The organism is Vreelandella rituensis (assembly GCF_003336665.1).
In the GTDB taxonomy this organism is placed as follows: Bacteria; Pseudomonadota; Gammaproteobacteria; order Pseudomonadales; family Halomonadaceae; genus Vreelandella; species Vreelandella rituensis.
Genome location: NZ_QPIJ01000055.1, coordinates 1 through 13,027 on the forward strand (window position 1 = coordinate 1; position 13,027 = coordinate 13,027).

Below are 13,027 nucleotides of genomic sequence, written 5' to 3' on the forward strand. Positions count from 1 at the left end.
ACCGTCAGCGCCTGGGTATTCCCAAGACCCATGCGCTGGATGCGGCCTGTGTCGGCAAGTTCGACACCCTGAAAGGCTGGCGGGTACCCACCCAGGTCATCAAGGCCATGGGGCGCGGCAGCTACAAGCGCACCCGGCTCGACAAGTTCGGCTTTCCGCGTGGCTACCTGATGCGCCAAAAGCAAGTGAAGGGCTTTCAGACCGGCGATAGAGTCAGGGCAATTGTCCCGACCGGCAAGAAGGCCGGCACGCATACGGGTCGCGTGGCAATCCGCAAGACTGGCAGTTTCAATATTCAAACCGAACAGGGCGCGGTACAGGGCATCTCCTGGCCCTACTGCACTCTGTTGCAACGCGGTGATGGCTACGGCTACCACCAGATACCCACGACTCAACACTAAAGGAGGCGCGGACAGGGAACCCCGAGTCGTGCGGCGCACGACGCGCTATCCCTCCCGGCGCTAAAGCAACCGGGTATCCCGCGCAAAACGATGAATATCGAACACAAGAAGCAGACCGTTTTGATCGTAGATGACCAGCCAGATAACATCCAAGTGCTGGCCAATCTGCTCAAGGCGGACTACCGCATCAAGGTGGCCAACAAGGGCGAGAAGGCGCTAACGATTGCTGGCGGAGAAGATGCACCTGATCTCATCTTGCTCGATGTCCAGATGCCAGGGCTAGATGGCTACGAAGTCTGTCGACAGCTGAAGGAAGACGCCAGCACCCATGACATACCTATTATCTTTGTGACTGCCAGGGACTCGGTGAGCGACGAGGAAAAAGGCTTTCTGCTTGGAGCAGTGGACTACATCGCCAAGCCTTTCTATCCCGCCATCGTCCGGGCCCGGGTCAACACCCATATGAGCCTCAAGCTCAAGACTGATCTGCTTGAGCAAGTGGTTATGCTTGATGGTCTCACTGGCATTCCTAATCGGCGCTATTTCGACGAGCAGCTTGCCAAGGAGCTTAGGCGCTCCCGGCGGCAGGGTGAGCCCCTTGCCGTGATCATGATGGATGTCGATCATTTTAAGCAGTTCAACGATTACTATGGCCACGGTCCAGGGGACGACTGCCTTAAGAAAGTTGCAAGAACCCTAGAGGCCGCCGCCGAGCGCCCAGCGGATCTGGTGGCCCGCTATGGCGGTGAAGAATTTGTGGCCTTACTGCCTGGCACTGATGCAGAGGGTGCTTCCTGGGTCGCCGAGCGCCTGCGCGAGGCGATACTGACGCTCGCGATTCCTCATGCCCACTCAAGTGCTGCCGAGGTTGTCACCCTGAGTCTCGGGGTGGCCGTCTTGTCACCACACATCGATGAGCAGGTCGGCGAACATATTATGGAAAGCAAAAACTTGCTTTCCCAAGCCGACCAGGCACTCTACGCTGCCAAGAAGGCCGGGCGTAATCAATACCGGCTGGTAGGTGATGTGTGAGCGAGCCAGGCTAAGTACTACAGTTTTAAATAATCATTGAGAGACAAAGTGATGACACTTTCCTTTGTCCGCTGGCGTCTCACCCAGTGATAGTACTGGGCGACGTGCTGGTGATGTCTTCGCCAGCGGAACCAGTGCAGCGCATCTTCCAGCCGTCTTCGTTGCTGGGCAATGAGGGTAAGGCACAGCCATCGCCGCATTTCGGCTAGGGAGAGAACGACGGGCCTTGCCCACCCAGGCTCAGAAATAGGCTTTTTTTAGCTGATGTCGGCGCAACGTGACCAGCAAGGCATAGGCCGCCATCACCAGCGTGATATGACGATACCAGCCTCGCCAGGTGTGCACTTCATATTGATCCAGTCCCCGTTGTGATTTGCTTTCCTGGAAACAGCGCTCGATATTCCACCGGACTCCAGCTGCCAGCGGAAAGGCGATGCCAGGCGTCAGGGAGCTGCGCATCGGCAATCTCATCGGCACGAGTGTCGCGTGGTCCTTGCCACCCTAGAGGTTCATTGCATGGTACGGCGAGCACAAATGGCTGTTCCCGCTCTTCAGCCAGAGCCGAAGACGGCGATTGCCGCCATAAACGTAATTCCCGGTGACCCAGCCGGCTGGGATATTCTTATCAAAGGCTCGCGCCAGCATTTGACAGGCGAGCTCCGGCTTGCTGGAAAAGCCGACACTGTCGGGAATCCAGGCCTGGCGACAGCGCTCACCATCCTGCGTCCAGGTCTTTGGCAGGTAGCGTTCGCGGTCGATAAAAGCACTACCGCTGTGGCCGGCGTAACAGAGAAACACGCCAATCTGGCTATTCTCGACACGTCCCGCCGTATTGACGCTGCACGCCGGCAGAATGCTTCCTTTTCTTGAGAAACCCCGTTTCATCGAGAATCAGGACACCGTCGGGCGATCCCAGATATTCCGCCACCCACTGGCACAACACGTCCCGTGCCGCATCAAGATCCCCGCGAGCGCGTTCCAGCAGATACTGAACGCCATAGGAAGCAGGAAATTCGCGTGGCACCATAAGTCACCTGTCAGGCAGTAGCACGTCGAATCTCAGCATAGTTTGTTCAGTTACAACTGTAGTACTAAGCACCGTCTTTTTCTGGCATTTCCTGCATCTGCAAATCCACGTGGAAGGCGGTGCCCACGTGCTCTTGCGAGTCGAAATGCACTTCGCCCTGCATGCCTTCCACATAGGCTTTCACGAGAGCAAGCCCGAGTCCGGTGCCAGGCCACTTTTTGTCGCTATTCTGTGCTTGGCTGAACTTCTCGAAGAGGTAGGGCTTAAATTCTTCGGGGATGCCGGGGCCGCGGTCGGTGATGCTGATCCGTACCCAACTGCTATCGTCATCTCTTTCCTCAAGACGATGGGCCTCAATCGTAACGGTCTCATCGGCGGAGGAGAACTTTATCGCGTTGGATAACAGGTTGGTTAGCACCTGCTGCAGGCGGTCGGGGTCTGCTAAGATCGACACCGGCAGTACTTCGCCTAGTGTCAGTCCGACCCCGTGCTTGTGGGCAAAGCCTTGGGTGGTGGAGACGACTTCGTTGAGAAACTCAGCGAGATTAAGCGGCTCTATTTTGAAGTCGACTTTGCCCAGTTCCGCCTTCTCAAGGTCGAGGAACTCCGTGACCAGCCTCACCAGTCGCTGGCTATTGCGCTGGGCAAGGGTGGCCATTTCGGCTACGGGCTCTGGAACCGGCCCGGCCATGCCCGAGGTGATCACTGACAGGGCGCCATCGATGGATCCCAGGGGCGTGCGAAGCTCATGGCTCACCGTAGAGATAAGTTCTCGCTGGGCGCGTTCGATTGCCTTGCGCTCACTGATGTCGCGCACCACGCTTGCGAATACGGGCACGCCTGTCTTGATGATCTGAAGGCGGATTTCTACCGGATACAAAAGGCCTCCCTTGCGTCGGCGCATCTGCTCGCTGATGACGACCTCTTTTTCACTTCGGCGCAGGGGCTGAAGCAGGGCTTCGAGCGTTTCCCGATCAAGATTCGGCATCATGTCTAAGGGCGTCGCTTCCTTGAGGGTATCAAGGTCAGTATCTAGCTCCTCAAGAGCACTGGCGTTGGCATAGACATAGCGCAGACTCTCCATGTCGAATAGCGCCACCTCTTCCGACATAGCGTCGAGCACCGAGCCCAACCAGGCAAACTTAGCTTCTTGTCGGCGGGTCTTGAGCAGTGTTTCGACCAACTGGGCTAGGGCATCGATAGACTCTTTCTGTTCTGGTTCCAGCTTACGGGGTTTGCGGTCCATCACGCACAAAGTGCCGAGGGTCTCTCCGTCTGCGCTATGAATGGGTTTGCCGGCATAGAAGCGGGCATGAAAGTCACTTACGACGAAAGGGTTGTCGTGAAAGCGAGGGTCGCGACTGGCATCGGGCACCTCCATTAGTCCATCGCTAAGAATAGTATGGCCGCAGAAGCTCTCCTCGCGATCTGATTCCTGAAAATCCATTCCGAAGGTAGATTTAAACCACTGGCGGCGAGAATCGAGCAGCGCGATGAAAGCATAGGGAGTGTCGCAGATTTTCGCTGCCAAGGTCGTGATGGCATCGAACACCGGCTCGCTTGGCGTATCGAGGATGTAATGATCGGCAAGGCTGGAAAGACGTGCGGCTTCATTAGCGGGCAGGGGAGGCGTTTGCATTACAAGGTTCCATTATCGGTAGCAGCTGTTCATGCGTCGAAGGCATCGGCATTGATGTGACTCTAACGCAGGCGTTGGCGTTTACCCAATATGCGAATGGATTTTGCATTGACGGTCTTGGCACATGAGTGTTGGCCATCATGTTGGCTTAAAGTGCATAATAGTAATGTCATCTGTTATTTTTAGTTAAATTTTTGACAAATAAGCATTATTAGATTCTCAACCCGGTTATTTATATGCTTTTGAGACCGTTGAACCGCTGGCGTCTTGTCGGCCCATGGATTGCCTTCAGTACTCTCGCGGTTATATGGCTTGCAAGCACTCTGGGTGTCTTTCAGCTTCCCAATGCCTGGATGCATTGGCAGTTTCATCGCCTCAATCTAGGTGATAGGCCCGTACCTCAGGTGGTTTTAGTGGAGGCTAACTTCGAGCAGCGCGGCAAAACGGAGTGGTTCGAACTTGTCGAGCAGCTCAAGCAGTTTGATCCCACGAACATCGGCTTTCTGCACCAGCCTGTTGAGCTAACTGAAGAGCAGCTTGAGCGTTTGCGTGAGGCAGGTGTGGTGATCGGTCAGACAGCCGCCCAGGCATCCGGCGACAACCGTGTACTGACGCTTCCGCCTTCCCAAATCTTGGACAATCTAGGTGTTCACCAGCCCCGCATTGTCGACGATGGAGAGGGCTATATCAGCACGGAGGCGACGGTGGCGAGCGGGGCACAGGGTACAGCGGTTGCCGAGAATCCTTTTCTGGTCGACTTTCGTCCGGGCATGAACTACTTGCCGGTGATTCAGGCTGAGCGGGTGTTGCGCGGTGATCTCACTCGGGATCTTGTTAGCGGGCGGGTGGTGCTGGTAGGGCGCAGTATCGACCCTACCAACCCCTCATTACTCACGCCTTTGCCAGAGGAGGCGAGTGTTTCTCGGCTAATATATGCCGGCTACGCGGTGGATACCTTGCTACGAGGCCAACCTCTGCACACTACACACTGGTGGCAAAACCTTCTTTTTTTGCTTGCTGTGCTAGGCGCGGCCGCACTCCTGCATTTCCGTCTAGGAGCTAAGCACTCTCTAGGTGTTGCTGTGGGGGGTATGATTATTATGTTGACGGCGGGTTGGCTATCTTTGCACTTTCTAGGCCTCGTTGTGCCAGTGGCGGAGCTGATCGCCTTTCATTTATTCCTCTGGTATCAACTTTCCCGCCGTGAGCAGCGTCTCGAATCAGCAACTGTGCGCAAGCTTCTGCGTGCCAGCAGCAGTCGCTTACATGATCGCCTACTTCCCTCGGACTTCAATGCAAGCCAAGACCCTTGGGGGCAGATCATCCTGCTCACCACTCAAATATTGAATCTTGATCGGGCTATCCTGCTTGAGCGCCGAGGTTCCGCTAAGCATCTCCAGGAAGTCAAAGCCTATCGCTGCTCCCTTGAGGACATTGATGAGCGCCGCCGTGACTTCGAGCGCACTCCCTATTCTACAGCCCTTGCCGAGGGTGGACCTATCCTGCTGTCCAAGACTTTCTTGAAGAATCCTGAACCGGGCAGCCATCAATTTATTGTACCGCTGGAATTCAATGGGCAGCTACTGGGTTTTTTGAGCGGGGAAGTGACGGAGGGCGCTCTCGATAATAACCCGCTGTTTCTTCCTCTGTTAGGGAACTTTGGCAACCAGATCGGCGAGCTTCTCTATCAGCGCCAGCTGGAGCAGGCTCGCCAACGCAGTGATCAAAGCCAGTGGAAACGACTGATGAGGCTCGATGCGGTTGAATCGGAATACGAAGCCTTGAGCGAGGTTTCGCAACTGTTTGAGCGTCGCCTCTTGCTGCTGGAAAATGTCGTTGACTCCCTACACACCAGTACCATCCTTTATGACCTCTTCGGTCAGGTGATGCAAGTCAATCGCCAGATGGAGGAGCTGGTCAAACGCTCAGGGCTGTCTGTATTTACCATGACTGCAGCCGACGCCATTGCAACCCTCGGCGGGATGCCACTTTCCACCGCGCGGGAACATCTCCAGCACATGGTGGTGACCGAGGAGAGCCTGACGTTTGCGGCAAAATTGCCTGGCGTGGAAGGCGCTTTCTCGCTCAACGTACGGCCTTTAAAGGGCGCAGAGGGGGAGACGTCGAGCCAAACCAAGACGCCTTTCCGGATCCATGGCTTTTTGCTTGAGTTGGTGAATGTTACCCATCTGGTACGCCTTGAACGCTTGAAAGATGAGCTTAGCAACAAGATCAGTGCGGACCTGCGCAACCAACTGGAGGCGGCGCTTCTGGCCGCGGAGCTGGGTCGTCAGGATGATGTGGCGGCAGCTGATAAAGCGGTATTCGGTGAACTTGTCGAGCGCAAGCTGCAGCAGATGTCGCATACCCTGACTCGATCCCAGAGCATTACCAATGCTGTTCAGGATATCAGTCGATTATCGGATTTTCCGGTCAGCGTCAGTGCTCTGGCCGAGGATTTGACCAAGCGCTGGAAGTCTCGACTTGCCTCTCAAGAGCTTACTTTTAATCTCGAGAGGCTTCCTTTCAGTGCCTTTGTGAGAGTGGACGTTACTCAGATTGAAAATACGCTGGACCGCATCGTTGCCGTGCTTGTCGAGGATGCAAGCCCTGGTGGAGTGATACGCCTTAATCTCCAAGAAAAGCATGAAGACGATACTTTTTGGACCACCTTCTTTTTCGAGAACACAGGCTACGGCATGCCGGAAGAACGTCTACAGGCCGCCATGACCGATTCCGCCCGTGCGACCACGCCCGCCATGCACCGCCTGCGACAGGCTGGAGACCAGATAATCCTCTGGGGTGGTGAGCTGAAAGCAACAACCGCCATCGGTAAGGGCATACGTTTTGAACTACGACTTCCAGGGTTTTCTTTAGATGACGAACTCGCAAGCGACCAGTAAACGCATCCTTCTCGTTGACGACGATGCCGACGTGGCACAGCTTCTCAGTTTTGTGCTGCGTCGGGCCGGCTTCGAAGTAAAACATGCGCCAAGCGCCAAGCAGGCTATGGAAGAAGTGACCAATGAAACGTTACCCGATCTTTTTATTCTTGATCTGTGGATGCCGGAACTCGATGGCGAGTACCTGCTGCGCTGGCTCAGGGAAGAGCAGAAGATCGAACAACCTATTATGATGCTCACCGGCACCGTGCGCCCGGGCCTTGACGAGGAACTCAAGGCCGCTGGCGCCGATGCTGTCGCCCACAAGCCCTTGGATATCAAGGCGCTTGACTCCCTGGTGAGAGGGCTTATGGCGCAATGAGTTGGGATATGCTGCCTTTTCATATCTTTCCTGAGGGCAGCCTTGCCAGTTCTGTCATCACCACCGTCTGGGTGGGAGTCGCCGTCGTTGCGTTTTTCAACCTGCGGTTTGGCTGGAGCCTGGCCGGGCTTGTGGTGCCCGGCTACCTGGTGCCGCTGTTACTGATCAGGCCTTGGAGCGTGGCGGTGATCATCGGCGAGGGTATGGTCACCTACCTTGTGGTTCAGGCCGTCTCGACGCTGGGAGGACGCTATCTGGGCCTGGCCGATTTCTTCGGCCGTGACCGCTTCTTTGCACTGGTGCTGACAAGCGTCATTGTCAGGGTCGTGTTTGACGCCTACTGGCTACCGGGTTTGGGTGCCTGGGTGGATACGACGTTCGGCCTGGAGTTCGATTACGCCAACAACCTGCATAGCTTCGGCCTGATCATCGTGGCCCTGATCGCCAACAACTTCTGGAAACCGGGGCTTGTGCGCGGCACTTTCTGGCTATTGGTGACCCTTGCTGCCACCTTTGTGCTGGTGCGCTTCGGCCTCATGGAGCTGACCAACTTCTCGGTCAGCAACCTGAACTACCTCTATGAGGAAGTGGCTAGCTCGATTCTCGCAAGCCCGAAGGCCTATATCATCCTGTTGACCACGGCTTTCATCGCTTCGCGCATGAATCTGCACTATGCCTGGGAATTCAATGGCATCCTGATTCCCTCGCTCTTGGCGCTGCAATGGTACCAGCCGACCAAACTGCTGCTCACTTTCGCTGAAGTGGGCGTGATTTTGATCGCGGTACATTTGCTGCTCAAGCTGCCTTCTTTCGGCAATATCAACCTCTCCGGCGCCCGCAAGCTCTTCTTTTTCTTCAGCGTTGGTTTTGTTTATAAACTGCTGCTCGGTTACGGGCTTGACGTCTTTGCACCTTGGGTCAAAGTCACCGACCTTTTTGCTTTTGGCTATCTTATCTCAACGCTTCTCGCGCTCAAGATCCATGATAAGGACATCGGCATCCGAGTCACCCGTGCCACGCTGCAAACGTCTCTCACTGCGGTGCTGGTGGCGAGTTTCGTGGGCTTTGCCTTAAGCTTCATTCCGGCACAGTTGATTGACGATGCCACTGACACTGAGCGGCTGGTGGTACCCGCGCAAACCCAGGCAACGCTTGAGGATGTGCTGCTGCGCCAGCGGGTAATCGATTACGGCGTGGTCGGGCGGGAGAACCTTCCACAACCGAGCGGTGCTGAACTCGCCCGCTTTCAGACGGCGCTTCTGGCTCTCAAACGTTACCAAAACGAAAACGAACCGGCACAGTTCGAACAGGCCCAGCTTGGACTTAGTGAACTCGGCTACGCCATTTCTCGGGCCGAAGATCGCTACTTGATTCTGAGCGAGGTGGGAGCCCCTCGAGGTTGGGGCACTTTCGTTATTGATACCCAGCCTGAAAGCCGGCTGGTGGTAGAGATACCCGTGGCCATCAACGAGCGGGGAATTACGGAGGCGGGGCTGGCGCTGTTTCGTGACCAGCAGGCCGCGGCTCTTGCTGTGAGCAGCGTACGTCTGCGCGAAAGCACTTCCGGTAGCATCGATGTAACGCGCAATCCGGGCACATTTTTTCATCAGTTCCACCAAACCTTTGGCCCCCGTAATGCGCTCCAGGTGCGCTTGATTAATCGGACGGCGGCCCGCGAGCTGCTCGGTGGTCGCGCGCCCGAGACGTCGAATCTTCTCGCCATGCAAAGCCAGCTGCTGGTGAAGCAGCAGCTGCCCGAGGATCTACAGCTGCAGTCCCTCGAGCGGATGCTGGGCGAGGTGGCTCTGCGCTGGGAGGCGCCGAGTATTCCCAATGTGCAGCGCGAGCGTACCCGCAGCGGCTTTGCTGAGCTCTACCTAAACCCTGATTCGCTGCGCCTTCTGCTGGCCCGCAGCCACAGCCAGAGTGCGATGCCGACCTCGCTGGTGACTCAAGAGGGCGCTCTTGGCGACTACTTGCTGGAAAGGACTGACACGTTACGTGAGGCAGGAGGCGTTGGCTTTCGCCAGCCACGACTCGATGAGCTGCTGTTTCTTGATCTTGAGGTGCTGAGTCCGCTTCTCGAGCTCGCCGCGAGCGGGCCTCAGGCGTTATGGCCCGAGGACAGGCTGAACGAGCTGCGTTACCTCAATGACTTGGCCCGCGGTCTTGGCTATCGCATTACCCGCTTTCATGACCGGTCTCGGGATCAGCACTATCTGATTCTTGAAAATACGCAGAGTGGAGGGCCTTCTCAGCCCTGGGGCACCTTCGTCATAGGCACGGGCCTACCCTCATCTCAGCTTGTAGAGGTGCCTCGGCCGCGCTTTGAAAGAAATACCCTGGAGGCCGGCATCATACTGTTCCAGACACTCGAGGCCGGTGCGCTTCTGGTCGCCGGCAGCCATCCTTTCCTTGATCCTGAGGGAGGGGCGGATGTGCTGAGCCCGCGCAACCCCCGCACCCTGTTCAATCTCATGCACCAAGTGTTCGTGCGCGAAGCAGGCGAAGCGTCCTTGCTTGTCACCCAGGTGCGCGGCATGGGCGAGCAGGCTGACACCCAGGCAACAAGCCTTCTGGCCTTCGAGGATGGCCTGCGCCCCGACGCAGAACCCCTGCCGTTGCGGCAGAGGCTGCGCGAGGCCCTTGAGACCATGGGGCTTGCACCCAAGGATGTTATTGGTGACGAAGAAACTGCCGGCTACGAGGTGGGTAACAGCGCCCAGACCCGCTACCTGGCTGCCGCACGCAACACGGATTTCGCCATTGCCTGGATCGCGCCTTCGGCCCGGCGTGCTTTTGAACTGCCATCCGATGATCGCCAACAGCAACTGCAGTTCCAGGCGCTGGAAATAGAAACTGTGGGCACGTCGCTTGCCGAGCAGGTCGAGCGCCGTGGCATGTCTCAGGAGTCACTTCCGGAGAGCGTGGAGTCGCTTCTTGAACATCATGCGGAGACCGGTGACATCGTTGCCCTGCGCCAGCTTCAGCATCAGGGCTATCATCTCGCCCGAGTGCTGGAGCCCGACTCCCGCCAGGCCTTTCTGCTGGTGTTTGAAGCGAACGAGCCTCGCTCCATTTTTGCCATCGCCAACCTGAACCCTTTAAACCGGGAAGTCATCGAGCCTGTACTGGGCCGCCTGGCTACGGCGCTTGAGGACTTCATTGCGCGCCGGGACTTTCTGCTGGGTTCAGGAGGCGGAAAATGAGGATGCTAGGTCGCCTTCTATTATTGCTTCTGTTCGCCATTGCGGCAGCCTTTCTCTATCAACCCCTGCGCACGCTCTTTCAGGTGCCGCTTCCGGCGCCTGGTATCGCCCAGCAGCTTGATCTGACGGCGCGCTCTTCGACAGTCTATTTTTTGCCCAAGGATGGCTGGCTAACCTTTCCCGTCATCAGCCAGGCAGCACGGCTTCGCGTACTCACCCATGCCAGCGCCGCGCCCGAGACTGAGCAGGAAATCCCGCTGCGCTATGCCTTGGAGTACGAGCTTTTGGACAGCAACCGACATCCTCTACAGGGCGGGCGCTATACTCATGAAACCCGTATACCCCAGCCGCTGATCAAAGACGGGGTACCCGTTCCGCGCAACCTCTATACCGGTAGAAACGTGACCGTGGCGGCCGGACAGTCCTTTAACGTGCTGTTGGAGGCGCTGCCAAAAACGGCCTATGTTCGCCTGCGCCTGAAGCCGCTTGTACTGCCGCTTGAGAATGTCGCCGTGCGTGTTTACTACGAGGAGCGCATGAGCGAGCGGCAGGCATCCGTTGCCTGGGAGCGGTTAAGCCAGGCCCAGAAAGAACGCCTGGCCCAGGGCGTGATCTACCCGCCAGAACTGTTGACACGCCAGGAGCGCCTTAACTTGCTGGAGCGCCAGTGGCAGCCGGTAGGGCCGCTTGGTACTAACCCTGACCAGGGTGTGCTGTTTAGCCTTCAGGGGGCCGATGCCTTCATTGACCCGAACCGCATGCCTCGCTTACCCGGGCTCTTCGCGGGGCCGGATCGTCTGGGCGTGTTACCCATCGAAACAGCAGGAGATTACCGTCTCCAGTTCACGCCGCTTTTTGCTGGCGATGGCCTTGAGTCTGAGCTTTTACTTCGGCATATCACCGAGCAGTTCGAGGAACCGCGAGAGGAGGCGGTGACACCGCAAGGCGAGCCGTTGGCAATTGAGCAATTCCTTTCGCCCGGATTATTGGTGGTTACCCCGAACCAGCCCGGCCTGCTCGATATCTGGCCGGTTGAGGAACCCGAGCAGAGTGCACTACCCGAGCCGCGTTTTCTTCGCGCCTGGACTGTGCAGTCGGGGCTTCCTGTGCACTTTCAGCTTTTGCCCGGTGACGACGTTCGTACTTCCCTGCGCCTTGACCTGCGCGCTTATGGCGATGGCGAGCCTCTGTTGTCGGAGAAAACCATTCAGGCCGAATACCGATTGATTGATACTCAGGGCAGGGCAATAGACCAGGGGACGCTGGAAGCCAGCGTCATGCCCTCGATGATCGATCGAGGAGCTGATACCCAGCCCGTGGCGAATCTTTCTGACCCGGCGAGCTTTTATCTGCGCCTGCCGCTCGAGGCGACAAGGCTTGAGGTGACAAGCCGCCAGACCCTGCTTGTCAATGCTTACACAAGGCCCGACGATCTACCACATCGTACCCGAGTGCCGATGGACTACTACGCCTGGCGTGGCGATGAGGCGGGCCAGCCGAGCTGGTTCGTCCTGCAGCCGCCGGAGACTGAACCGTCAGCTGAAACAAAGCCCTCAGCTGATAAAAAGCCAGAAACCAGTCAGGTGCTGCACATCCAGTCACGTCCGCCTGAGCGCAACCCCGAGTTTCTGGCCGGGCGCTATCAGTGGGAAGCTCTCGAACCCCAGCTCGCGGCCCGCGGCGCTCGTATCCTGATCCCCCTGCGTGGTGAAGAGCGGCTTCGCGCTCGCGGGCTTCCCGGTTACTTTCAGCCCCTCGAACAGGGCGCCCAAACGGTGGAAATCACCGCGCCCGGGGCCACTCGTCGCCTAGAGCCGCAGCTTATCTATCTGCGCGAGGAATCCACTCCTTTTAATCTGCGGCTTGGCATCGACGGCAGGACTGTACGCCACGAGCTGATCGGCAAGCGTGGCAGCATCAGCCTGCCGCCGGTCACCCCGGGCCGGCATGAGGTGGAGCTCGATACCAGCACGTCGGGAACCTGGCTAATGAACTACCGCTACCCCGATGATGCGGGCTATCTGCACCGCCTGGCCTTTCGCTTGGACGACGCAGCACTTCGCTATCCTGTCGACAAGCGCGATGACGGCCAGCTGGTAGGTGCACGCTTTTACTCTCTTGGCGAAGCCGGGGCCGCAAGCACGGTTCGCGTGCGTATTATCCCTGAGGCGCTAAAAGCCGGGCCGACCCAGGAGTGGACGCATCTTGAGCGCTTCTATCAGGTGACAACCACCGCCAAGGAGGCCAGGGTGGGTTATGTGCTCGACCAACAGCGCGAGCGGCTCGCCTATGGCCAGCCGATATTGATTGATTTGGGCAGTGATTTACCCGACGGCCCTATCACGGTGGAGTTTTCGCTGCAGAGCGGGGCGCCGGGCTATCTCGTTTTCCACGAAGTGCTGCCGGGGGAATACGAACGGACGCGCAGCTTTAGAGAGGAAAATGAATGATGGAA

Annotated in this window: 9 protein-coding genes and 1 pseudogene; 6 read left to right on the top strand and 4 right to left on the bottom strand. The window is 57.4% G+C overall.

The window, feature by feature from the left end:
* Positions 1–401, top strand: a pseudogene (locus DU506_RS17195) (RNA-guided endonuclease IscB); the annotation flags it as partial.
* A gap of 90 nt (positions 402–491) precedes the next feature.
* The gene (locus tag DU506_RS17200) at positions 492–1,433 is read left to right on the top strand and encodes a diguanylate cyclase domain-containing protein (protein WP_114488116.1); all 942 of its coding nucleotides are present in this window, start codon (positions 492–494) and stop codon (positions 1,431–1,433) included.
* A gap of 240 nt (positions 1,434–1,673) precedes the next feature.
* On the opposite strand, the gene DU506_RS17205 is transcribed toward DU506_RS17200, so the two are convergent.
* From DU506_RS17205 to DU506_RS17220, 4 genes are all read right to left on the bottom strand, one after another.
* Positions 1,674–1,892: a hypothetical protein gene (locus DU506_RS17205; protein ID WP_114488117.1), complete on the bottom strand. Its 219-nt coding sequence runs from the start codon at positions 1,890–1,892 to the stop codon at positions 1,674–1,676.
* Between the two features lie 42 nt (positions 1,893–1,934).
* Positions 1,935–2,231 (bottom strand): transposase, encoded by a 297-nt coding sequence (locus DU506_RS17210; protein ID WP_422822345.1) that lies wholly within the window; start codon positions 2,229–2,231, stop codon positions 1,935–1,937.
* A 10-nt stretch (positions 2,232–2,241) separates the two neighbouring features.
* The gene (locus DU506_RS17215; RefSeq protein WP_220254433.1) at positions 2,242–2,457 is read right to left on the bottom strand and encodes a transposase; all 216 of its coding nucleotides are present in this window, start codon (positions 2,455–2,457) and stop codon (positions 2,242–2,244) included.
* A gap of 67 nt (positions 2,458–2,524) precedes the next feature.
* Complete coding sequence (locus tag DU506_RS17220; protein ID WP_114488120.1) at positions 2,525–4,099, bottom strand: GAF domain-containing sensor histidine kinase; 1,575 nt, start codon at positions 4,097–4,099, stop codon at positions 2,525–2,527.
* 236 nt (positions 4,100–4,335) lie between these two features.
* On the opposite strand from DU506_RS17220, the gene DU506_RS17225 reads away from it, so the two are divergent.
* The 4 genes from DU506_RS17225 to DU506_RS17240 are packed head-to-tail and all read left to right on the top strand — an operon-like array spanning position 4,336 to position 13,022.
* A complete protein-coding gene (locus DU506_RS17225; RefSeq protein WP_114488121.1) occupies positions 4,336–7,002 on the top strand; it encodes a hypothetical protein in 2,667 nt (888 codons plus the stop codon).
* Entirely contained in the window at positions 6,977–7,363 is a 387-nt protein-coding gene (locus DU506_RS17230) for a response regulator (protein WP_114488122.1), read from the top strand. Before DU506_RS17225 ends, DU506_RS17230 begins: the two co-directional genes overlap by 26 nt.
* Before the next feature lie 8 nt (positions 7,364–7,371).
* On the top strand, positions 7,372–10,572 hold the full coding sequence (locus DU506_RS17235) for a poly-gamma-glutamate biosynthesis protein PgsC/CapC (protein ID WP_181870801.1): 3,201 nt from the start codon (positions 7,372–7,374) through the stop codon (positions 10,570–10,572).
* A complete protein-coding gene (locus tag DU506_RS17240; RefSeq protein ID WP_220254436.1) occupies positions 10,569–13,022 on the top strand; it encodes a hypothetical protein in 2,454 nt (817 codons plus the stop codon). Before DU506_RS17235 ends, DU506_RS17240 begins: the two co-directional genes overlap by 4 nt.
* The last annotated feature ends 5 nt before the right edge of the window (positions 13,023–13,027 follow it).

Bases quoted from the DNA above. Each gene is read 5' to 3' on its own strand.
- DU506_RS17240 (WP_220254436.1), top strand. From the start codon at position 10,569: ATGAGGATGCTAGGTCGCCTTCTATTATTGCTTCTGTTCGCCATTGCG.
- DU506_RS17230 (WP_114488122.1), top strand. From the start codon at position 6,977: ATGACGAACTCGCAAGCGACCAGTAAACGCATCCTTCTCGTTGACGAC.
- DU506_RS17200 (WP_114488116.1), top strand. From the start codon at position 492: ATGAATATCGAACACAAGAAGCAGACCGTTTTGATCGTAGATGACCAG.
- DU506_RS17205 (WP_114488117.1), bottom strand. From the start codon at position 1,892: ATGCGCAGCTCCCTGACGCCTGGCATCGCCTTTCCGCTGGCAGCTGGA.
- DU506_RS17235 (WP_181870801.1), top strand. From the start codon at position 7,372: ATGCTGCCTTTTCATATCTTTCCTGAGGGCAGCCTTGCCAGTTCTGTC.
- DU506_RS17225 (WP_114488121.1), top strand. From the start codon at position 4,336: ATGCTTTTGAGACCGTTGAACCGCTGGCGTCTTGTCGGCCCATGGATT.
- DU506_RS17220 (WP_114488120.1), bottom strand. From the start codon at position 4,099: ATGCAAACGCCTCCCCTGCCCGCTAATGAAGCCGCACGTCTTTCCAGC.